We start from the raw sequence: 23206 nt of genomic DNA, 5'->3' as shown, positions 1-23206 counted from the left end.
CACCGTGTCAGAGCCAGGCCACGACCAGGAACAGAACCTGGAGCGGGGCGGGGACAGGGACCTCGACCGCATAGCCGTCATCGGCATGGCCGGCCGCTTCCCGGGCGCCCCCGACATCGAGACGTTCTGGTCCAACCTCGAACAGGGCCGGGAGGGCATCACCACCTTCTCCGACAGCGAACTGCTCGCCGACGGCGTCGAGGCGGCCCTGCTGGAGCGGGACGACTACGTCCGCGCCAAGGGCTTCCTGGAGGACGCCGACCGGTTCGACGAGGGCTTCTTCGGCTACAGCCCCCGCGAGGCGGAGATCCTCGACCCGCAGCACCGGGTCTTCCTGGAATCGGCCTGGCAGGCCCTGGAGTCGGCCGGCGTCGATCCCCACCGCTTCGACGGCCGCATCGGCGTCTTCGCCGGGGCCGGCTTCAACTCGTACCTGCTGTTCAACCTGATGAACAACCAGCCGGTCCTGGACTCGGCCGGCCTGTACCAGGTCCTGCTCAGCGGCGACAAGGACTTCCTGGCCACCCGGACCTCGTACAAGCTCGACCTCAAGGGCCCCAGCGTCACCGTCCAGACCGCCTGCTCCACCTCGCTCACCGCGGTCCACCTGGCCTGCCAGAGCCTGCTGGGCGGCGAGTGCGACATCGCCGTGGCCGGCGGTGTGGCGGTCTCCGCGCCGCTGCGGGGCGGCTACGTGTACGAGCCCGGCGGCATCCTGTCTCCGGACGGGCACTGCCGCGCCTTCGACGCCGAGGCGTCCGGAACCGTCGCCGGCAACGGCGTCGGCGTGGTGGTGCTGCGCCGCCTCGCCGACGCCCGGGACGGCGGCGACAGCGTCGACGCCGTTATCCTGGCCACCGCAGTCAACAACGACGGTTCCCTGAAGGCCGGTTACACCGCGCCCAGCGTCGACGGCCAGGCCGAGGTCATCGCCGAGGCGCTGGCCCTGGCCGACGTGGACCCGGCGGCCGTCGGCTACGTCGAGACCCACGGCACGGGCACCCCGCTCGGCGACCCCATCGAACTCGCCGCCCTCACCCGGGCGTTCCGGGACGGCACCGAGAACCAGGACGACCAGGGCTACTGCGCGATCGGCTCGGTGAAGAGCAACGTCGGCCACCTGGACGCCGCGGCCGGCGTCACCGGCCTGATCAAGGCCGCCCTCGCCCTGAAGCACCAGGCCATCCCGCCGACCCTGCACTGCGAGCGTCCCAACCCCGAACTCGCTTTGGACGGCAGCCCGTTCTACGTCAACACCGAGCTGCGCCCCTGGCCCCGTACGGACGAGCCGCGGCGGGCCGGCGTCAGCTCCTTCGGCATCGGCGGCACCAACGTGCACGTCGTCCTGGAGGAGGCACCGGCCCCCGCCCCGGCCGACCCGGGTACCGCCCGTCCGCAGCGGCTGCTGGCGCTGTCCGGGAAGACGGCCCCGGCGCTGGCCGGCAACGCGCGGCGCCTGGCCGACCACCTCGAACGCCACCCGGACCTCGACCTCGACGACGTCGCCTACACACTGGCCTGCCGCAGGCACGCCTTCGACCACCGCGCCACCGTGGTCTGTGACGGCCCCGAGGACGCCGTGGCGGCGCTGCGCGAGCTCGCCGAGGCCGCCCCCGCTCCGGCGAGCGCCGAGCGGGCTCCGGTCGCCTTCCTCTTCCCCGGTCAGGGCGCCCAGTACGTGGGCATGGGCCGCGAACTGTACGCCCATGAAGCGGTGTTCGCCGCCGAGTTCGACCGGTGCGCCGACCTGTTCGCCGAGCACCTGGGCCAGGACCTGCGCGACCTGGTCTTCGCCGCCGACGGCGACGCCGAGGCTCCTCGGTTTGCGGATCGGCTCACCCGCACCGAGTTCGCCCAGCCGGCCCTCTTCTGCGTCGAGTACGCCCTCGCCCGGCTGTGGACCTCCTGGGGCGTGATTCCGCAGGCCATGGCGGGACACAGCATCGGCGAGTTCGTCGCCGCCACGCTGGCCGGGGTGTTCTCCCTGCCGGACGCGGTGCGCCTGGTCGCCGCCCGCGGCCGGCTGGTGCAGTCCATGCCGGAAGGCGCCATGCTCAGCGTCTTCCTGCCCGAGGCCGAGACAGCCGGGTGGCTGGAGGAGGGACTGTCGGTCGCGGCCGTCAACTCCACCGCACTCACCGTCGTTTCCGGCAGCGAGCAGGCGATCGGCGCTCTGGAGGCACGGCTGAAGGCCGCGTCCGTCGCCTGCCGCCGGCTGCACACCTCGCACGCCTTCCACTCGCCCGACATGACCGGAGCCGTCGAGCCCTTCGCCGACGAGGTCCGGGGGGCCATCCTGAAGGCTCCGGAGATCCCGTTCCTGTCCAGCGTCACCGGGACCTGGATCACCGACGAACAGGCCACCAGCCCCGAGTACTGGGGCATCCAGCTGCGGGAGCCGGTCCGGTTCCGCGACGCCCTCGACGTCCTGTTGGCCGACCCGGCCCTGGTGCCCCTGGAGGCCGGCCCCGGGCAGACGCTGGCCAACTTCGTCCGCGCCCACCGCTCCTGGACCACCGGCCGGACCGTCGCCGGCTCGCTGCCGCATCCCCGCGACCGCACCGACGAGGGCACCCTGCTGCTGGCGAACCTGGGCGCTGTGTGGAGCGCGGGCGCCGTCGTGGACTGGGCTGCCTTCCACGAAGGTGAGCACCGCAGCACGGTGCGGCTGCCGGGCTACGCCTTCCAGCGGCGGCGCTACTGGGTGGAGCCCGACCGGCGGACCACGGACCGCTCGAAGGCGCCCACGGCGGCCTCCCCGGCCGACTGGTTCTCCAGCCCCGGCTGGAAGCGCCTGCCGTTCAGGCCGCAGCAGGACAGCGGCGCCACCGGAGCCGTCTGGGTGCTGCTCGGGGCCGAACTCCCGCTCGGGCGCGCCCTGGCCGCACGGCTGACGGCCGCCGGCGAGCGCGTCGTACGGGTCACCGCAGGCGACGCGCCGGGCGACGACACCGACGGCGGGTGGAGCGCCGACCCGGCCGACCGCGAACACCTGGCCGCGGTCCTGCGGTCCCCGGCCGTACAGGAGGCCGGGGAAGTCCGGCAACTCCGCCTGGTGCACCTGTGGGGCACGCAGACCGCCCCGGTCGACGGCCCGCCGACCGAGCAGCGGCTGGACGACGCCCGGCGGCTCGGCTTCGACAGTCTGATCGCCCTCGCCCAGGCCCTCGCCGACGCCCGCCCCGAGGGCCCGGTGACGCTCGACGTCCTGAGCCGTGGCGTGTTCGCCGTCACCGGGACCGAACCGCTCCAGCCGGAGAACGCCACCGTGCTGGGCGCCTGCACGGTGATCCCGCAGGAGACCCCCGGCATCACCTGCCGCACCCTGGACCTCACCGGCGCCGACTTCCACGACCCGGACGACGCCCTGGTCCAGGCCGTGCACACCGCACTGACCTCGCCCCCCGGTGAAGCCGAACTCGCGCTGCGCGGCCGGCACTGGTGGCGCCGCGACTTCGACGCGGTGACGCTGGAGGGCGAAGGCAGCACCGGCCTGCGCGACGGCGGCGGTTACCTGATCACCGGCGGCCTGGGCGGCATCGGCCTGGCGATGGCCGAGCACATCGCCCGCACCGTGGCCCGGCCCGTGCTCGGCCTGCTCGGCCGCTCCGCGTTCCCCGCCGAGGACACCTGGGACGCCTGGCTCGACGGGCACGACGAGCAGGACCCGGTCAGCGTCCGCATCCGCCGGCTGCGCGAACTGACCGAGCTGGGTGCCCGGGTCGTCGTCCTGCAGGCCGACGTCACCGACGAGGCGCAGACCGCCGAAGCCGCCCAGCGGGTCCGCGACCTGGCGGGCGCCCTGCACGGCGTCGTGCACGCCGCGGGCCGGCCCTCCCAGGGCATGATCCTCACCAAGTCCCGCGCCGAGGCCGACGACGTACTCGCCGCCAAGACGCGCGGCACCCTGGTGCTGGACCGCGTCTGCCGCGAGGACCGGCTGGACTTCCTGCTGCTGTGCTCCTCCGTCACCGCCCTGCTCGGCGGCCCCGGCCAGAGCGACTACGCCGCGGCCAACGCCTTCCTGGACGCGTACGCCCAGTGGAAGCGGCAGGAGAGCGGCACCGCGGTCACGGCCGTGGGCTGGGACACCTGGCGTGAGGTCGGCATGGCGGCCGGGCTGTCGGACCGGTTCGGCGCCGGCGCCGGCGGCTCCCTGACCGGGCACCCGCTGCTGCAGCGCCTGGTGCAGGGCGGCCCCGACTCGCGCACCTACTCGACCACGCTCAGCACCGCGGACCACTGGATCGTGGGCGACCACCGCATCATGGGTCACGGGCTCGTGCCCGGCACCGCCTACCTGGAACTGGTGCGGGCCGCCGTCGCCGAGCAGGCCGCCGGCCGCACCATCGAGATCGGCGACGTGCAGTACCTCACCCCGGTCGTCGTACCCGACGGGCAGAGGCGCGAGGTGTTCACCACCGTCGAGGAGCGCGACGGACAGTGGCGGTTCGCGGTGCGCAGCCGCGGCGGCGCTGCCGGAGCGGCGGCCTGGACCGACCACGCCCTGGGTTCCGTGGCCTTTCACGAACCCGGCCCCGACACGGTGCGGGACCTGGCCGCGCTCACCGCCGACTGCGGCGTCACCCGCGTCCTGGACACTCCCGGGACGATCCAGGAGGGCCTGCGGCTGGACCGTTTCCAGCGCGGCGGACCGATCGAGTTCTCCTTCGGCCCCCGCTGGGACTGCATGCAGCGCCTCGAGGTCGGCCCGAACCGGCTGTTCGCCACCCTCGGGCTCGGCCCCGAGCACGAAGCCGACCTCGACGACTTCCTGCTGCACCCCGCGCTGCTCGACGCCGTCGGCGGTACCGCCCGGGTCTACGCCACGGACACGTACTACCTGCCGTTCAGCTACCGCAGCCTGCGCGTCCACCACGGCCTGACGCCGACGATCCACTGCCACGCGCGGCTCAAGGAGTCCACCGACGCCACGGGCGAGACCATGACCTGCGACTTCGAGGTCCTCGACCCTGAGGGCCGGGTGCTGGTCGAGATCACGGACTTCACGATCAAGCGGATCAACGACCTCCACGGTCTGCGCGAGCAGATCGCCCGCTCCGCCGCGGCGCCCGCCGAAGCCGGCGCGGACACGCCCGACGCCGTCGGCGGCATCCTGGCCACCCTCGGCGAGGGCATCAGCGAGCAGCAGGGCCAGGACGCCTTCGCCCGCATCCTGGCCGCCCCGGACCTGCCCGGTCACCTCCTGGTCTGCCACCGCGACGTGGCCGAACTGCGCGACCTGGCCCGCTCCCTGACGCCCGAGCTGCTCGCCCGGGAGATGGAGCAGTTCGCCCCGCCCGGCGGCGTCCACCCGCGCCCCGACCTGGCCACCGCCTACGTCGCACCGCGCACCGAGCAGGAACAGGCCGTCGCCGGCATCTGGTGCGACATCCTCGGCCTGGAACGGGTCGGCGTCGACGACGACTTCTTCGCCCTCGGCGGCCACTCGCTGGCCGCGGTGCAGATCGGCACCCGGATCAAGAGCCTGCTCGGCATCGAACTGGACCTGCGGGCGTTCTTCGACCACCCCACCGTCGCGCACACCGTCACCCTGCTGACCGCCGGACCCGGCGGACAGGACCCCGAGGACGCCATCGAGCTCCTCGCCCGCGACGACCTGGGCCCGGACCCGGACTCGGCCGACGACGTGTCGGACCTGTCAGACCTGTCAGACCTGTCAGACCTGTCCGACGACGAAGTCGAAGCCCAGCTGCGCGCTCTGCTGGCCGCCGAGGGAGAGCACTGATGAACGGATCGCAGGCCCCGGTGGCCCTCGTCACGGGCGGCTCCCGGGGCATCGGCCGGGCGATCGTCCTGCGGCTGGCCGAGGACGGCTTCGACGTCGCGATGTGCTACGCCTCCTCCGACGAAGCCGCCCGGGAGCTGGACAAGGAGATCACCGGGCTCGGCCGCCGCACGTACTTCCGCCGCGCCGACGTCAGCGACCCGGGCGCCGTGGACACGCTGGTCGAGGAGGCCGAGGACGTGCTCGGCCCGCTCGACGCGGTGGTCGCCTCGGCCGCGGTGCTGCGGGACAACCCGCTCATCGCGATGGAGGACGAGGACTGGCACGACGTGCTGCGCACCAACCTCGACGGCGTGTACCACGTGTGCCGTTCCGTCATCGACGGCATGGTCGAACGCCGCCGCGGCACGATCGTCACCCTGTCCTCGATCGCCGGCATCCACGGCAACGCCGGACAGACCAACTACGTCGCCTCCAAGGCCGGGATCATCGGCTTCACCACCTCGCTGGCGCGCGAGGTGGGCCGGTACGGGATCCGCGCCAACGTGGTGGCACCAGGGTTCATCACCACCGACCCGGTGCTGAGCCTTCCCAGGGACCTGCAGGACACCTTCGCCCAGCGCATCGCGCTCGGCCGCTTCGGCCGCCCGGAAGAGGTCGCCGACCTCGTCTCCTTCCTGGTGTCCGACCGCGCCGGATACATCACCGGCAGCACCTTCCGGATCGACGGCGGCATGGGCGGCTGACCCGGCCCGCACCCGGGTCGTACCGCTCGAGAACCACCCCGGAAAAGCAGCTCAGAAGAGAGGCGGAGTCCGCCGCCGCGACCAACGATCAGGAGCCCCGCGCATGACCGACATCGACCTGACCAGCCTCACACCGGAGCAGAAGCGCGCGCTGCTCGCGGAGCGGTTGCGGCGCAAGGGCGGCGACCGGCCACCGGCGCGCGAGCGGCGGTTCACCGCGTCGTTCCCTCAGCAGCGCATGTGGTTCCTGGACCAGCTCAACCCGGGCAGCGCCGCCTACAACATCCCGGCGGCGGTGCGCGTGCACGGCCCGCTCGACGTGGAGCTCTGGCGCCGCAGCCTCGCCGAGATCGTCCGCAGGCACGAGTCCCTGCGCACCACCTTCGACGAGACCGACGGCGAGCCCGTGCAGGTCGTGCACGCCTTTGGCGAGCTGGAACCGACCGTCGTGGAGTGCCGGCACCTGCGTGGCCCCGACGGCGAGGAGGGCATCAGGGAGCTGGCCCGCCAGGAGTTCGCCCGCCCCTTCGACCTGGGCACCGGGCCGCTCATGCGGATGAAGTTCCTGCGCCTGGCCGCCGACGAGCACGTACTGCTGCTCACCATGCACCACATCGTCGCCGACCTGTGGTCGACCTCGGTGCTCTTCGGTGAGCTGGCCGCCCTGTACCACGGCTACGTCACCGGCACCGAGGCCGAGCTGCCCGAACTGCCCGTCCAGTACGCCGACTACGCGGCCTGGCAGCGCAAGAAGCTCGCGGGCTCGGGCTTCGCGACCCAGCTGGAGCACTGGAAGAAGACCCTCGAAGGCGCCGCGCCGATCCTCGAACTGCCCACCGACCGGCCGCGCCCCGCCGTACTGAGCACGGCAGGCGGCTCGCGCCCCTTCCACCTCTGTGCCGAGGCGATGAACAGGGTGCGCGAGCTGAGCCGGAGCGCCGGCGTCACCCCGTTCATGACCCTGCTCGCCGCCTACGTCGTCCTGCTGCACCGGTACAGCAGGCAGGAGGACATCGTCGTCGGCGTCCCGGTGGCCAACCGCGGGCAGTCCCAGGTCGAGAGGCTCATCGGCTACTTCGTCAACACCCTCGCGATCCGGGGCGACGTCTCCGGCAACCCGACGTTCACCGAGCTGCTCGGCCGGGTGCGCGGCGCGGCCCTCGACGCCTTCGCCCACCAGGAGGTGCCGTTCGAGCGGCTGGTGGAGGAGCTGGCCCCGGAACGGGACCTGTCGCGCTCGCCCGTCTTCCAGGTGTCGTTCGTGTTCCAGAACATCCCGATCCCTCAGGTCGACGTCGGCGGGCTGCGCTTCGAGCTGATGGAGGTCGCCGGCTCCACGGCGCGCTTCGACCTCGAACTCCAGGTGTTCGAGCAGGACGACGCGCTCAGCGGCTGGTTCGAGTACAACACCGAGCTGTTCGACGCGGCCACGATCGACCGCATGGGCGGCCACCTGAAGGTGCTGCTGGACAGCCTGCTCGCCGACCCGGAGCAGCAGGTCCTGGACGTCGCGCTGCTGACCGGGGACGAGGAGCGCGCACAGCGCAAGGAGCGGGAGGTCACCCGCGCCGAGTGGCCCGACCAGCTGCTCACCCACCAGCGCATCGAGCAGCAGGCGACGCTGCGGCCGGACGCCGAGGCCGTGTACTGCCAGGGGGAGACGCTCACCTACGCCCAACTCGACGCCTGCGCGAACCAGTTGGCCCGCAAGCTGAAAAGCCTCGGCGTCGGACGCGACGTCTTCGTCGGCGTCTGTCTCGAGCGCTCGCTCGACATGGTCGTCGCGGTACTGGCCGTGCTGAAGGCGGGCGGCGCCTACGTGCCCATCGACCCCAAGCTGCCCGCGGACCGCATGGCGTTCATGATCGAGGACTCCGGGCTGCCCGTCCTGATCACCCAGAGCTCGGTGGTGCCGGACCTGCCGGAGTCCGGGGCGACGACGCTGTGCGTGGACGAGCTGCGCGAGGAGCTCGCCGCCGAGTCCGCCGAGGCCCTCGGCGAGCCGGTCGAGGGCCCGGACCTCGCCTACGTGATCTACACGTCCGGCTCCACCGGGCGTCCCAAGGGCGTCCAGCTGCCGCACCGCGCGCTGCGCAACCTCTTCTGGGCCATGAAGCAGTGGCCGGGCATCGACGCCGGCGACAGCCTGCTCGCGGTCACCACGCTGTCCTTCGACATCGCGACGCTGGAGCTGCTGCTGCCGCTGGTCGAGGGCGCCCGCGTGGTGCTCGCCACCCGCGAAGTGGCCACCGACGGCAAGCTGCTGGCCGAGGAGATGGCCGCCACCGGCGCGACCATGATGCAGGCGACCCCGTCCACGTGGCGCATGCTGCTCGACGCCGGCTGGCCGGGCAGCCCGGGGCTGCGCGGGCTGATCTGCGGCGAGGCGCTGCCCCCGGACCTGGCGCGGCGCCTGCTGGCCAAGGGCGTGGACCTGTGGAACATGTACGGCCCGAGCGAGACCACGATCTACTCGCTGGGCACCCGGATCGTGGACGACACGATCACCATCGGCCGGCCCATCGCCAACACCGAGGTGCACATCCTCGACCCCGAGGGCCGTCCGGTGCCGCCGGGCGTCCCCGGCGAACTGTGCATCGGCGGCGCCGGGCTGGCGCGCGGCTACCTCAACCGGCCGGAGCTGACGGCGAAGCAGTTCATCGCCAACCCCTTCGAGTCCGACCTCGCCGACCGCCTCTACCGCACCGGCGACCTGGTACGGCGCCGGGTGGACGGCACCGTCGACTACCTCGGCAGGATCGACCACCAGGTCAAGCTGCGCGGCTACCGGATCGAGCTCGGCGAGATCGAGTCCGTCCTGATGTGGCAGGAGCAGGTGCTGGACTCGGTCGTCGTGGTCCGCGAGGACCAGCCGGGCGACCGGCGGCTGGTCGCCTACGTGGTGACGGACCCGGCGGCCGGTGCACCCGACGAGCTGCGCCGCCGGCTGCGGGCCGCGCTCGCCGAGAAGCTCCCCGACTACATGGTCCCGGCCGCGTTCGTGTTCCTCGACGCGATGCCGCGCACCCCGAGCGGCAAGACCGACCGAGGCGCGCTGCCCGCGCCCGAGCTGGGGCAGGACAACCGCGCGGCAACGGCGTACGTCGCACCCCGCGACGCCGAGGAGACGGCCCTGTGCGACCTGTTCGCCCAGGTGCTGAACCTGCCCAAGGTGGGCATCGACGACAGCTTCTTCGCCCTCGGCGGGCACTCGCTGCTCGCCACCCGGCTGGTGGCGAGGATCCGCGCCACGCTCGGCGCCGAGGTCCCGGTGCGCGCCCTGTTCGAGAAGCAGACCGTGGCCCAGCTCGCCGGGCTGCTGCGGCAGGGCGGCGGCGAGGCGCGGCCCGCGCTGACCCGGATGAGCCGCCCCGACCCGCTGCCGCTGTCGTTCGCCCAGCGGCGGCTGTGGTTCCTGCACCAGATGGAAGGCCCCTCGCCCACCTACAACCTCCCGGTGGTGCTGCGCCTGACCGGCGCGCTGGACGTGGACTGCCTGCGGGCCGCCCTCGCCGACGTCGTCGCCCGCCACGAGGCGCTGCGGACCGTCTTCCCGGACACGGGCACGGCCTCCCAGCACGTCCTCGACCCCGGGCAGGCGCGGCCCGCGCTGCCGGTGACCGAGGTCGACGAGGCCGGCCTGGACGAGGCGGTGGCCGCCGCGGTCCGGTACTCGTTCGACCTGACCACGCAGATCCCGCTGCACGCGGAGCTGTTCACGGTCGGCGCCGACACGCACGTACTGGCCGTCGTCGTCCACCACATCGCCGCGGACGGCTGGTCGCTGGCCCCGCTGCGGCACGACCTGGCGACCGCCTACCGGGCGCGGCTCGCCGGCCACGCACCCGAATGGGCGCCGCTGCCCGTGCAGTACGCCGACTACGCCCTCTGGCAGCGCCAGTACCTCGGCGCGCAGGACGACCCCGAAAGCACGTGGTCGCGCCAACTCGACCACTGGCGCGGCGTGCTGGACGGCCTGCCGGAGCGGATCGCCCTCCCGGTCGACCGGCCGTACCCGGCCGAAGCCTCGCACGAGGGGGACACCCTCACCTTCCGGTGGGACACGGACCTGCACGAGGGACTGGCCCGTCTGGCGCGCGGCTGCGACGTCAGCATGTTCATGGTGCTCGACGCGGCGCTGGCGGTGCTGCTCAGCCGCCTCGGCGCCGGTGCGGACATCCCCATCGGCGTGGCGACCGCGGGACGCGACGACCAGGCCACCGAGAGCCTGATCGGCTTCTTCGCGGGCACCCTCGTCCTGCGCACGCAGGTCTCGGACCGCCAGACGTTCCGGGAACTGCTCGGCGCGGTGCGCGAACGCACCCTCGACGCGCTGGCGCACCGCGACATCCCGTTCGAGGCCCTCGTGGACAGCCTGAGCCCCGCCCGGTCGATGTCCCACCACCCGCTCGTCCAGGTCATGCTGTCCTGGCAGACCGTCACCGACGAGACCCTGGACCTGCCCGGCGTCGAGACGGCGCCGATGGTGATGGGCACCGGCACGGCGCGGATGGACCTGGTCTTCCTGCTGCACGAGCGCCTCGCGGGCGACGGCACGCCGGCCGGCCTCGAGGGCGGCATCGAGTACAACGCCGACGTCTTCGACCCGGAGACGGTGCGCACGATGGTGCGCAGGCTGCGCCAGGTGCTGCTGGCGATGATCACCGACCCGGACCGGCCGGTCGGCGACGTCGACCTGCTCACCCCGGCCGAGCGGCACCGCGTGCTGGAGGAGTGGAACGGCAGGGACAGCGAGGTGCCCGCGGCCGGGCTGGCCGAGCTGTTCACGGAGCAGGCGGCCCGCACCCCGGACGCCGTCGCCGTCAGCTGCGGCGACGAGCGGCTGACCTACGGCGAACTCGACGCCGCCACGGACCGGTTCGCCCTGCGGCTGCGCGAGCTGGGGATCGGCGCCGACGGCGGCGAGGACGCGGTCTGCCTGCTGATGGAGCGCTCCGTGCGGCTGCCCGTGGCGATCCTGGCCGTGATCAAGGCCGGCGGCCTGTACGTGCCGCTGGACCCCCGCTACCCCGAGTCCCGCATGCGGCTGATCATGGCCGACACGGGGGCGAGCGTGCTCCTCGTGGACGGCGAGGGGCTGGAACACCCCGACGTCGACGGGGTGCGCGTGCTCGACGTGGCCGCCGAACTGTGCGCCGCGGACGCTGTGGTGGACGGGGCCGGCGCCCTCACGCCCGCGGGCGGGCCGGACCGGATGGCCTACGTCATGTACACCTCCGGCTCCACCGGGCGGCCGAAGGGCGTGGCGATCACCCAGCGGAACGTGGCGAGCCTCGCCGCCGACCACCAGTGGCGCGGCGGCAACCACACCCGCGTACTGATGCACTCCCCGTCGGCGTTCGACGCCTCCACCTACGAGCTGTGGGTGCCGCTGCTGTCCGGCGGCGAGGTGGTCGTCACGCCGGCCGGCGAACTCGACCCGGACCTGCTGCTGCGCACCATCCGAGAACACGACGTCACCGCCGCGTTCTTCACGACCGCGCTGTTCAACCTGCTCGTCGAGCGCGACGCCACCGCGCTGGCCGGGCTGCGCGAGGTCTTGGCCGGCGGCGAGGCCCACGCGCCCCACATCTTCGCCAAGGCCCGGGCCGCGTGTCCCGAGACCGTGTTCCACAACATCTACGGGCCGACGGAGACGACGACGTTCGCCGTGCTCCAGGACACCCGCGAGGTGGCCGAGGGCACCGTGCCGATCGGCTCGCCGATGGACGACACCCGCGCCTACGTGCTCGACGAGTCGCTGCGGCCGGTACCGGCCGGCGTCCCCGGCGAGCTGTACCTCGCCGGCTCGGGACTGGCCCGCGGCTATCTCGGGCAGCCCGGCCTGACCGCGCAGCGCTTCGTCGCCTGCCCCTACGGCGCGCCGGGCGAACGGATGTACCGCACCGGTGACCTGGTCCGCTGGAATGCGGACGGGCAGATCGTGTACGTCGGCCGGACCGACGACCAGGTCAAGATCCGCGGCTTCCGCATCGAACCGGACGAGATCAAGAAGACGCTCGGTGCGCACCCGGCCGTGGCGGACGCCGCCGTGGTGGTGCGGGAGAAGCCCTCCGGCGGCAAGGACCTCGTCGGCTACGCGGTGCTCGCCGACGGCGCGCACGCCGACCCGGCCGGGCTGCGCTCGTTCATGGCCGAGCGGCTGCCGCAGTACATGGTGCCGGTCGCGGTGCTGGTGCTCGACGCCTTCCCGATGACCGCCAACGGCAAGATCGACCGCCGCGCGCTGCCCGCGCCGGACCTCGGCGCGGGCACCGAGTCCCGGGCGGCGGCGACGCCGGCCGAGCAGACCCTCTCCGAGGTGTTCGCCGAGGTGCTCGGGATGCCCGAGGTCGGCGCCGAGGCCGGCTTCTTCGACCTGGGCGGCGACAGCATCCAGGCCACCCAGCTGGTCGCCCGGGCCCGCACGGCCGGGCTGGTGTTCACCGTCCGGGACGTGTTCACCCACCAGACGGTGGAGGGCCTCGCCCAGGTGGCGAGGCCGGCCGACGAGCACACCGGGGAACGCGTCGAGGACATCGGCACCGGCGAGATCCCGCTGCTGCCCGTCGTGGAACGGCAGCGGCAGCTGGGCGGCTCGATGGTCGGCTTCGACCTGTCCGCGACCGTCGGTCTGCCGTCCGACATGGACGAGGAGCGGCTGACCGCGGCGCTGCAGGCGGTCGTCGACCGGCACGACGCACTGCGCATGCGGCTGGAGACCGGGCCCGACGGGCAGTGGTCGCTGCACGCGGACGAGCCCGGCACCGTCCAGGTCGCGGAGATCCTGCGCCGCGTGGACATCAGCGGGAAGGCCGACGCGGACGCACGGGCGCTGATCGCCGAGGAGACGGCCGCCGCCAAGCACCGGCTCGACCCGGCCCGGGGCGCGATGCTCCAGCCCGTGTGGTTCGACGCCGGGGCCGGGTGCGCGGGCCGACTGCTGCTCGCCGTGCACCACTTCGCCGTCGACGGTGTCTCGTGGCGCATCCTGCTGGCCGACCTCGCCGCCGCGTGGGACGCGGTGGCCGCGGGCCGCGAGCCGGTCCTCGCACCGGTGGCGACGTCGCTGCGCGGCTGGGCGGCCCGGCTGGCCTCCGGCGAGGGCATCGAACGGCACCGCGCCGAACTCCCGGTGTGGCAGGGCGTCCTGCGCGACGCCGTACCGCTGGTGGCCGGGGAGCCGGACGCGGACCGCGACGTCACCGGCGCCGAGGGACGGCTGTCGGTGACCCTGCCGGCCGAGGACACCACGCCGCTCGTCGGCCAGGTGCCCGCGGTGTTCCGCAGTGGCATCCAGGACGTACTGCTGACCGCCTTCGGGCTCGCCGTCGGACGCTGGCGCCGCCGGTCCGGCGAGGACGGTGCCTGCGTGGTGCTGGACGTGGAGAGCCACGGCCGGCACGAGCACCTGGTCGACGGCGTCGACCTGTCCCGCACGGTGGGCTGGTTCACCAGCGTCCACCCCGTCCGCCTCGACTGCGCCACGCTGTCCTGGGACGAGGTGACCGAGGCGGGCAGCGAGCTGGCCGCCGCGGTCACGCGCACGGGCAAGCAGCTGCGGGCGATCCCGGAGCGCGGCCTCGGCTACGGGCTGCTGCGCTACCTCGACCCGGAGACCGGGCCGCTGCTGGCCGGACTGCCCGCGCCGCAGCTGCTGTTCAACTACCTCGGCCGGGTGCCCGTCACCGACGCGGAGAAGCCGTGGCTGCCGCTGCGGGACGACACCGCCCCGGGCACCACCGGTGCCCGGCCGCTGCCGTACCCGCTGGAGGTCAACGCCGTCACCCAGGACGGCCCGGACGGCCCGCAGCTGGTGGCCAACTGGAGCTGGGCGCCCTCGCTGCTCGCCGAGGACGAGGTCCGCGAGCTCGCGCAGGCCTGGTTCGACGCGCTGCGCGCCCTCGCCCGGTGCGCCCGCGCGGTCGAGGACGGCGCGGTCGAGCTGGTCCGCGACGACGACGAGCACACCGCGGCCGTCAGCGCCGCCGACTTGCTGCACGCGCCGATCCCCAAGGCCGACCGCAGCGACGGCGCCGGGCTCTCCTTCGGACAGCTGGAGTTCCTCCTCCAGCCGGTGGGCCCCGACCACGCCCACCACGGCGTCATCACCGCATGGCGCCTGCGCGGCGAACTCGACGTCGCCGCGCTGCGCCGCGGCCTGGACGACCTGGTGCAGCGGCACGACATCCTGCGCACCCGCTACGTCCGACGGGGCTCCGCCACCCTGCAGTTCGCCGACGGCAGGCCCACCTGGCCCATCGACACGGTCGACCTGCGCGCACACCAGGGGCAGGCCCAGCGCGAGAAGCTGCGTGAGCTGCTCACCGCGCAGACCGAGCGACCGTGGCGCATCGAGGAGGGCAACCTGGTCCGCGCCGTGCTCATGCAGCTCTCCGACCAGGAGCACGCGCTGGTCCTCACGGCCCACCACATCCTGGTGGACCACTGGGGCTTCCTCGTGATCGTCAACGAGCTGTCGGAGCTGTACGCGGCCCACAAGGCGGCGCGCCGGCCGAAGCTGCCCGACGTGATGGTCCAGCACCTGGACTACGCGGCCTGGGAGCAGGCGCTGCTGGCCGGCGGCGCTCTCGACGAGCACATCGAGCACTGGCGCGGGGAGCTGGACGGCGCGGCGCACACGCTCGACTTCGAGGCACCGGCGCATCAGCTGGACGACTTCGTCGAGGGCTACAGCCACAGCATCGTCGTCGGCGCGGACGTCATGTCGGCCGTGAAGGAGGCCGCCCGCCGCGAGGGCGTGACCCTGTTCATGATGCTGATGTCGGCGTTCCACGTGCTGCTGCACAGCTACTCGGGCGCGACGGACATCGCGGTGAGCCACCCGCTGGCCGGCCGCGAACGGCCGGAGACCAAGTCGATGGTCGGCCCGTTCATCAACGTCATCCTGAACCGCTCGCGGCTGGCGGACGACCCGACCTTCCGCGAGCTGGTCCAGCGGGTCCTGCAGAACGAGCTCGACGCCTACTCGCACCAGAACGTGCCGATGCGCGCGCTCGTGCTCGACGGCGTCATCGGGGACGGCAACCAGCTGCCCCTGCGCGTGATGCTCAACCTGCTCGGCGTGCCCAGCAACTCGCCGGCCCTGCACGGGCTGGAGGTGGCGCCGCTGGACGTGCAGGTCGGCGACGAGAGCCCGCTGCCGGGGCTGATCACCGCCATCGAGCCGCACAATGTCGACCTCTACCTGGTGGCCCGCGAGGTCGAGGGCGAGCTGCGCGGCCTGTGGGTGTACTCGCCGGACTACATCGCCCCGCCGGTCATGGGCGCGCTGGTGCGCCAGTGGCCGCGGGTGCTCGAACTGGTCGCGCTCCACCCGGACCTGACGGTCTCGCAGCTGCGCGAGCGCGTGCGGGCCGAGCACGACGCGGCGGCCGAAGAGGAGGCCGGACGGTAGAGAGCGACCCCGTACCCGGCCCACCTGACCTGTCCGACCCATCACCGGAGCCGTTGCCCAGAACGACGGCGGCATGGAGGAAGAAGTGACCGAGAAGACCTGTCCCATCACCAACGGGCTGCCGACGTTGCGGGAGCGGCCGTTCGACCCGCCGGAGGTGCTGCGCGCGCAGGGCCCGATCGGCCGGATGACCTTCCCCGACGGGTACGAGGGCTGGCTCGTCACCGACTACCAGCTGGGCCGGGACATCCTGTCCGACAAGCGGTTCAGCTCGGCCGCGACCAACAAGCACCTGGCGTTCCCGTCCGACCGTGCGCAGGACATGGAGGCGGAGATCCCGGGCCTGTTCGAGCACATGGACCCGCCGGAGCACACCCGGTTCCGCAAGCGGCTGGCCGGCCAGTTCACGCTGCGCCGGATGCGGGCGCTGACGCCGCGCATCGAGGAGATCACCGAGCAGTACGCCGAGGCGATGTTCCGCAAGGGACAGCCCGCGGACCTGGTCGCGGACTACTCGGTGCCGGTGTCCTCGCAGGTGATCTGTGAGCTGCTCGGGGTGCCGTTCAGCGACCGGGACCGCTTCGAGGCCGGCTCCGAGAAGCTGCTGCGCCTGGACATCGACCCGCAGGAGGCCCAGGCGGCCCTGATGGACCTCGTCGACCTCACCAGCCAGCTGCTCATGCGCAAGCAAGCCGAACCGGCCGACGACGTACTGAGCGTGCTGGTGGAGGGCGAGGACATCAGCCTCCCCGAGGCGATCGGCGCCACTCTCCTGCTGCTCGTCGCCGGGCACGAGACCACGGCGAACATGCTCTCGCTCGGCACGTACGCGCTGCTGAGCAACCCGGACCAGATGGACCTGCTGCGCGCGGACGAGTCGCTCGTCGAGGGCGCGGTCGAGGAACTGCTGCGCTACCTCACCGTCGTGCACGTGGGCGTGCAGCGCACCGCCACCGAGGACGTCGAGATCGGCGGGGTGACCCTGCCCAAGGGGGAGACGGTGCTGATCCACCTCCCCAGCGCCAACCGCGACCCGAAGCAGTTCACCGACCCGGACCGGCTCGACGTCACCCAGGGCGGGCTCTCCCACCTCACCTTCAGCCACGGCATCCACCAGTGCCTCGGGCAGCAGCTGGCGCGCCTGGAGCTGCGCATCGGCTACACCGCGCTGCTCCGGCGCTTCCCGGAGCTGCGCCTGGCCGAGCAGCCGGAGGAGATCCCGATGCGCTCCAACATGACCGTGTACGGCGTGCACCGGCTGCCGGTGGCGTGGTGACCCACCGGTGACAACGGCGACAGCGCAACGCTCGCCCCTGCGGAGCTGGCAGTTCCGCAGGGTCATCGCCGCGGAGTTCGTCTCCTCGGTCGGCACCCAGATGACAACGCTGGCGTTGCCGTGGTTCGTCCTGATGACCAGCGGCTCACCGGCACGGATGGGGCTGGTGTTCGTCATCCAGATCCTGCCGGTGCCGTTGCTGGCCATGCCCGCCGGGCTGCTGGTGGCCCGGTGGGGCGCCCGCCGCGTCACGATCGTCGGAGACGTCGTCGACGCGGTGCTGGTGGCGGCCGTGCCCGTGCTGTACCGCGCGGGCCTGCTGCCGTTCTGGGCGCTGCTGGTGATCGTGGCCCTCGTCGGCTGCGTCGCGGCGGCCTACCTTTCCGCGCAGCGCATGCTGCTGACCGAGGCCATCGGCTCGGACGAGGGCGTCGTCACCGCCGGCAACGCCCTGTTCGAGACGGCGACCTCGTCGGCGCGGCTGGTCGGCCCCGCGATCGCCGGCTTCCTGATCGGCCAGTTCGGCGCGCTCAACGTGCTGTGGGCCGACGCCGCCTCCTTCGCGGTGTCGGCCGCGCTGCTGACCGGGCTGCCGCGCCGCGAGGCGGCGCCGGAGCCGATGTCGGCGAACCGCATGGCTGAGGGAGTCCGCTACCTCTTCCAGGACCGGGTGCTGCGCACGATGGCCCTCGCCGCGCTCGGCTACGGCACCCTCATGCCCGTCGTACTGCTCGCACTGCCGGTCATGGCCAGAAGCCGCTACGACTCCGACCCCCATGTGGCGGGCCTGCTGCTGGCCGCCTGGGGCGGCGGCACCGCGGTGGGCACCGTGGTCGTCGCCCGGCTGGCCCGCCGCATCTCACCGACCCGCTTCGCGGCGGCGGGCGGCGTTGGAGCGGCGGTCCTGCTCTGGTTCCTCCCCTGGAACCAGCCGGCCGGCACGGCGGCCCTGACGGTGGCGGCCGGCTGCATGTTCCTGCCAGGCGTGACCGCGCCCGCCGTGGCGCTCCTGACGCTGCGCCCGCCGGAGCACCTGCGCCCGCACGTACTCCCGGTGTTCGGCGCCGCCGTCTTCGTGGCGAGCCCGATCGCCTACGCGGTGGCAGGCGTGCTGTTCGAGCACCTCGCGGTGCGCACGGTGCTGTTGGCGGTCGCCGCAGGCGCGAGCCTGTGCGCGCTGGTGCTGCTGAACCTGGCCGTACGCCCGGCCGACTGACGGCAGCGGCTCAGAGCCGGCCGCGCGCGAGTGCCTCAAGACAGCCGGGCGCCACGCTCGTTCGCGTGGTACACCGCCCCGCGCGCCATCAGCGACGTCTGCAAGGCGTCGCGCTGGGGGTGGCGTGGCAAGAGCTGAGCGCACGGGGCTGAGGTGGCCGACCCGGTGACGAGTTTTTGCGGGTGGCTCGTGACCTGATCGACGAAGCACCGGCAGGGACCGGCGCGAACGTCGGGGATCAGGCCCGCGCGGGTGGCCGGGCGGCCCTCTCTGCCGCGCTCGTGCGGCGGTCACAGGTACCGGGCCAGGAACTGGACGGCCAGGCTGGTGGCGGACACCACCAGCCACAGGCAGCCTCCGAGGAGCAGGGGTGCGGGGCCGGTTCTGCGCAGCCTGGAGGGTTCGGTGGACAGGCCGATCGCGGACAGGGCGACGGTGATCAGGAAGACGGCGAGCGTGCTGAGCGGGCCGTGGGCGGCGGAGGGGAGGAGGCCGGCGGTGTTCAAGGCCGCCAGGAGGAGGAAGCCGACGAGGAACCACGGCACCAGCCGGCCGACGCGCACCGCGCAGGGGAGGCCCTGCCCAGAACCTGCGGCGCCGGCGGCGGTCGCCGCGTCGGCGGTCCGCGCTCGGCGGCGGGCGAGGGCGGCGAGCCCCAGGCAGATCGGGATGATCAGCAGCGTGCGGGCCAGCTTGACCACCACCGCGTAGTCGGCTGCCGGGCCGCCGTAGGTCGTGGCGGCGGCGACGACCGACGACATGTCGTTGACCGCGGTGCCGGCGAACAGTCCGAAGGCGTGCTGACCCATGCCCAGCAGATGCCCGAGGGCGGGGAAGGCCAGCACCGCGGCGACGTTGAAGACGAAGATCGTGGAGACGGCATAGGCCACCTCCGCCTCGGCCGCGCCGATGACCGGCGTGACCGCCGCGATCGCGGAGGCACCGCAGATGCCGGTGCCCACACCGATGAGGGTGCGCAGGTCACGGACGACACCCAGGCGGCGTCCGATCCCGTACGCCGCCGCCAGGCAGACCGCAAGGGTCACGATCATCACTGGCAGCGAGCCGACACCGACCCGCAGCACCTGGCCCAGAGACAGTTGCGCGCCCAGTACCACCACCGCGGCCTGAAGAACTCCGCGCCCTGCGAAGGCGATGCCCGGCCGCATCCGGTCCCCAGGCCGCGCCGCGACCGCCACCAGCACCCCGAGCACGATGCCGCTCACCGGCCCGCCGACGACGGGGACCAGCCGGCCCAGCGCAGTCGCGACCAGGGCGACGCCGACGGCGAGGGCGAGCCCGGGCAGCCGGGCGGCGAAGCCGGGGGCTTGGGCGGCGAGCAAGGCGCCGGGCCTTCGGGCTGTGGGACGGCGCGGTGGGCGGGCTGTCCCAGACGGGGAGGGGCTGGCGTCCTTCATGATCACCACTCTGATCGGCGCCGTGCTGGCTCTGTAGCCCCTGATCGAGCAGTAGGTCATAGCCGAGGCGTATGAGTTTTTCATACGCTGGGCGTGTGACAGACTCCTCCGTTCCTGATCCCCGGACCGTTCCCCTCCCCTTGCGCACGCCCGACCTGGAGTCGCTGCGGCTCCTGGTTCTCGTGGCCGACCTGGGCAGTCTGGGCCGGGCGGCCGAGCGGCTGCGGATCTCCCAGCCGTCCGCCAGCCGCCGGCTGTCCACGCTGGAACGCGGGCTGGGACTGGTGCTGGTCGACCGGACCCGCCGCGGCTCCCGGCTGACGCTGGCCGGGCAGGTCGTGGTCCAACATGCCAGGCGGGTCCTGGACGAGCTGGACGAGCTGCTCACCGGAGCCGACAAGCTGCGCGACCGGCGGGAGGCCGAACTGCGCGTCGCGGCGAGTCTGACCATCGCGGAGTACCTGCTGCCCGCCTGGATCAGCGAGCTGCGCGCTCGCCGGCCGGAGCTGTACATCGGGCTGCAGGTGACCAACAGCGAGCACGTGCCCGAGCTGGTCGAGTCGGGCGAGGCCGACATCGGGTTCATCGAGGGGCCGCGCCTGTCCCGCGTGATGTGCACGCGGCAGGTGGCCGAGGACCGGCTCGTCGTCGTGGTCGACCCCGGGCACCCGTGGGCGCGGCGACGCGAGCCATTGTCGGCGCGGGAGCTGTCCCGTGCGCCGCTGGTGCTGCGGGAGAGCGGTTCCGGCACGCGGCAGACCCTGGACCGCGCCCTGCACCTGGCCGGATGTGAACGCGTCCGGCCCTTGGTGGAGCTCGGCTCGACGGCCGCCGTGCGCGGCGCGGTGATCGCCGGCACCGGGCCGTCCGTCCTGAGCGAGCTGGCCGTCCACGGCGACATCGCCGAGGGACGGCTGATCGGCGTCGACGTCACGGGTGTCGACCTCACGCGCGACCTGCGCGCGGTCTGGCCGACCGGGCGGCGCCTCGTGGGCCCGGCGGCGGAACTGGTCACGGTCGCCCGCCGGGCGGCCCCCGGCGAACGGCCGGACCGCGCGTAGGGCCCGACAGAACGCGCCTGCCTCGCCGCGCCGAGGATTCGGTCGGCACCGTCGGCGTGTGTGGGGTTTCGGCCATGGCCGCCTCCGCGAGGTCTGGTGAGCCGGGCACACCACCGGGCGGCGCGCCGGGTGTTCACCCGTGCCGCACATTCTCCGGACAGCGGGGCGCACCAGTCCCCGATCCTGCTCAGGCCGTCGCGATGAAGCCGTGCCGGGCGGCCAGGCGCTTCAGCGAGGCGATGCCGGGTATGCCGTCGGCGGCGTCGCCGGTGTAGGAGCCGCCTGCCCTGCTGCGCTGCCAGGCCGCGTACGCGGAGACCGTCTTGGAGCCGAAAGAACCATCGGCGTACCTGCGCTGGAGGAGACCCTCGGCCACGAGGGCGTTCTCGACGATGCGCACCTCGGTCGGGTAGGTGGTGTGTCCGTCCGGGGCCGGCACGTCCCTCTTCGCGGCAGCGACCAGGTGGGCGACGCTGACCTTCGGCTCGGTCGGCTTCGGGTTGGTGGGGCCGGCCTGGTACAGCACCTTGGTGGTGTCGATCGCACCCGGATCGCCGTGGTCGTTGCCCGGGACATCGACATGCCCGAAGTGGCCGCCCCGGAACTCCCAGACGGACCGCGAGCGGGTCTTGCCCGGTCCCGGGTACACCGCCGGTCGTCCGGCCGGGAAGACGTCCGGCACGCCCCAGGAACGGACCGCGGCCAGGATCTTCTGCCAGCCCGGCTTCTTCGCCGGATCCCAGCCGGTGGTCCAGGGGTTGTCGGCGTGGGCGAGGACCTCGATCTGGATGCAGACCCTGCCCTCGCGATTGGTCCGCCGGGCGCCGTCGTTGCGCAGGGCCCGGGCGCTCTGGTCCAGCGGTCCGAACTGGCCGATGCGGTCGGTCACCGGGCAGTAGATGAGTTGCGGCTCGGAGGCCACGCGGATCAGGTACGACCCGACGGCCTCCAGATACCTGCCCCCGGCCGGGGACTCGGTGGTGTGGTGCACGACCCGGGGCGGATTGCCGGGGGTGTCCATCGCCCCGCCGATGACGCCGTCGCCGAGCGTGATCGCGCCGGGGACCCATCTGGTGCCGATGAGGCCGTGCACCGGCTCGCCGGCGACGGGCAGGTCATCGGTGAGGGGGTGGCCGTCGCCGGTACGGGGCTCCGGGTCCGGGTCGCGGATGATGAACGGCTCGGCGTCCACCGGCTCATACCAGTCGAGGTCGCCGTCCTCGCGCAGCACGAAGACCGAGCCGGGGCGGCGCGGGTGCTGGACGACGGAGCACGGTGTGGTCTCGATGGCAGCGATGCCGAGCGCCTCATCCACGTGTGCCTGGCTCACCTCGCCGCAGTAGGTGACGGACTGGTCAGGGTGGATGACGGCAGCGTGGAAGGCGGTCATGGCGCTCCTCATGAGGCGTGGGGTTGTGGATGGCGTCGAGCTGCTCGTGCGGTACGAGGCGGGAGAACAGGTGCTGGAGGAGGCCGTTGCCCCGGTCCGCCAGTACGGGATGGTGCCGGCGAAGCCGTGGGGACTAGGTGCTGAAGGGCTGAAGCCGTGAATGCTCGCTGTGCTCGGCGCGTAGTGGCACGAGGTCTCGCAGCGAAGTGGAGGGTTCCAGCCCTAATTCTTCCCGCAGGATGCGGCGGCATTGTTCGAATTGGTGCAGTGCCGCACCCCTGTTGCCGGCAGCCAAATGTGCCTTCACGAGTACACGATGGGCACTTTCCCGCAAGGGCTCGGTACGTACGGCGGCGAGTCCCGCGGCGACGGCTTCGCCATAGCGTCGAGCTGACGTCAGTCGTTCGGTCATCGCTTCCAAGGCGTAAAGCCGGAGCTGACGGTATTGCTCCTGCTCGATCAGCATCCAGTCATTTTCCGGCCATTCCGGCAGGAGGTCCACCGACAGGTCCGCCAGCGTCTGCATGGTGAGGATGTCGTCGCACGGACGTGAGCTGTCGAGCAGGCGGTGCGCGCGTGCCACCGCTTCGTGCAGGTCAACGGTGATGTGCTTGGAAAGGGCCAACTCGCGCGCGGTCGCGTCGACGAGGGGGTGACCGGTACGCGCCGCTCGCCAAAGAGATGATCTCAGGTTCGCGTTGGCGCGCGACGCCGTGACGTCCGGCCAGAGGATTCCTGCCACGTAGGTTCGGGACCGCGGCATCCCCTGCAAAGCCAGGAATGAAAGCAGCCGTTGAGTGCTGGAGCAAACCGGAATGCGCGTATGGTCAACCGCGAGTGTGAAGCCCTTGAGCAGCCTCAAAGTAATAAGATGTGCTTGTCCGTTCATCGACGCCCCCGTACCGATGTCGGCGGATGATCTTCGTTCGGCT

General features: G+C 72.7%; 9 protein-coding genes. 6 read left to right on the top strand and 3 right to left on the bottom strand.

The genetic code is table 11. The features are described 5' to 3' along the window. Nucleotides 1-4 precede the first annotated feature (4 nt). The 5 genes from ACWD3E_RS26600 to ACWD3E_RS26580 all read left to right on the top strand — a co-directional run bounded on the left by ACWD3E_RS26600 (nucleotide 5) and on the right by ACWD3E_RS26580 (nucleotide 18405). Nucleotides 5-5749: an SDR family NAD(P)-dependent oxidoreductase gene (locus ACWD3E_RS26600; protein ID WP_451390076.1), complete on the top strand. Its 5745-nt coding sequence runs from the start codon at nucleotides 5-7 to the stop codon at nucleotides 5747-5749. Continuing rightward, nucleotides 5749-6495, top strand: coding sequence for a beta-ketoacyl-ACP reductase (locus tag ACWD3E_RS26595; protein ID WP_451390075.1), 747 nt, complete (start codon nucleotides 5749-5751; stop codon nucleotides 6493-6495). The genes ACWD3E_RS26600 and ACWD3E_RS26595 overlap by 1 nt, the downstream gene beginning before the upstream one ends. A 103-nt stretch (nucleotides 6496-6598) precedes the next feature. Further along, complete coding sequence (locus tag ACWD3E_RS26590) at nucleotides 6599-15913, top strand: amino acid adenylation domain-containing protein (RefSeq protein WP_451390074.1); 9315 nt, start codon at nucleotides 6599-6601, stop codon at nucleotides 15911-15913. 85 nt (nucleotides 15914-15998) lie between these two features. Then, entirely contained in the window at nucleotides 15999-17189 is a 1191-nt protein-coding gene (locus ACWD3E_RS26585; RefSeq protein ID WP_451390073.1) for a cytochrome P450, read from the top strand. Between the two features lie 7 nt (nucleotides 17190-17196). Continuing rightward, a complete protein-coding gene (locus ACWD3E_RS26580; protein WP_451390072.1) occupies nucleotides 17197-18405 on the top strand; it encodes an MFS transporter in 1209 nt (402 codons plus the stop codon). A gap of 290 nt (nucleotides 18406-18695) precedes the next feature. Here the strand turns inward: ACWD3E_RS26580 and ACWD3E_RS26575 are convergent, their stop codons facing one another. Continuing rightward, nucleotides 18696-19748 carry a YeiH family protein gene (locus tag ACWD3E_RS26575; RefSeq protein ID WP_451390071.1) on the bottom strand — a complete coding sequence of 351 codons (1053 nt, stop codon included), beginning with the start codon at nucleotides 19746-19748 and terminating at the stop codon, nucleotides 18696-18698. Between the two features lie 146 nt (nucleotides 19749-19894). On the opposite strand from ACWD3E_RS26575, the gene ACWD3E_RS26570 reads away from it, so the two are divergent. After that, nucleotides 19895-20884 carry a LysR substrate-binding domain-containing protein gene (locus ACWD3E_RS26570; protein WP_451390070.1) on the top strand — a complete coding sequence of 330 codons (990 nt, stop codon included), beginning with the start codon at nucleotides 19895-19897 and terminating at the stop codon, nucleotides 20882-20884. 187 nt (nucleotides 20885-21071) lie between these two features. Here ACWD3E_RS26570 and ACWD3E_RS26565 read toward each other — a convergent pair whose 3' ends face one another. After that, nucleotides 21072-22274, bottom strand: coding sequence for a peptidoglycan-binding protein LysM (locus tag ACWD3E_RS26565; protein WP_451390069.1), 1203 nt, complete (start codon nucleotides 22272-22274; stop codon nucleotides 21072-21074). 133 nt (nucleotides 22275-22407) lie between these two features. Beyond that, nucleotides 22408-23136, bottom strand: coding sequence for an AfsR/SARP family transcriptional regulator (locus tag ACWD3E_RS26560; RefSeq protein WP_451390068.1), 729 nt, complete (start codon nucleotides 23134-23136; stop codon nucleotides 22408-22410). Nucleotides 23137-23206: the final 70 nt, after the last annotated feature.

This window comes from Streptomyces sp. NPDC002676, from assembly GCF_053592455.1.
Note: the sequence above shows the minus strand (reverse complement) of the source record. Positions and strands in the feature narration are given on the sequence as shown.

Coding starts and splice junctions, on each gene's coding strand:
- ACWD3E_RS26565 (WP_451390069.1), bottom strand. CDS start 22,274: ATGACCGCCTTCCACGCTGCCGTCATCCACCCTGACCAGTCCGTCACC.
- ACWD3E_RS26595 (WP_451390075.1), top strand. CDS start 5,749: ATGAACGGATCGCAGGCCCCGGTGGCCCTCGTCACGGGCGGCTCCCGG.
- ACWD3E_RS26590 (WP_451390074.1), top strand. CDS start 6,599: ATGACCGACATCGACCTGACCAGCCTCACACCGGAGCAGAAGCGCGCG.
- ACWD3E_RS26570 (WP_451390070.1), top strand. CDS start 19,895: ATGAGTTTTTCATACGCTGGGCGTGTGACAGACTCCTCCGTTCCTGAT.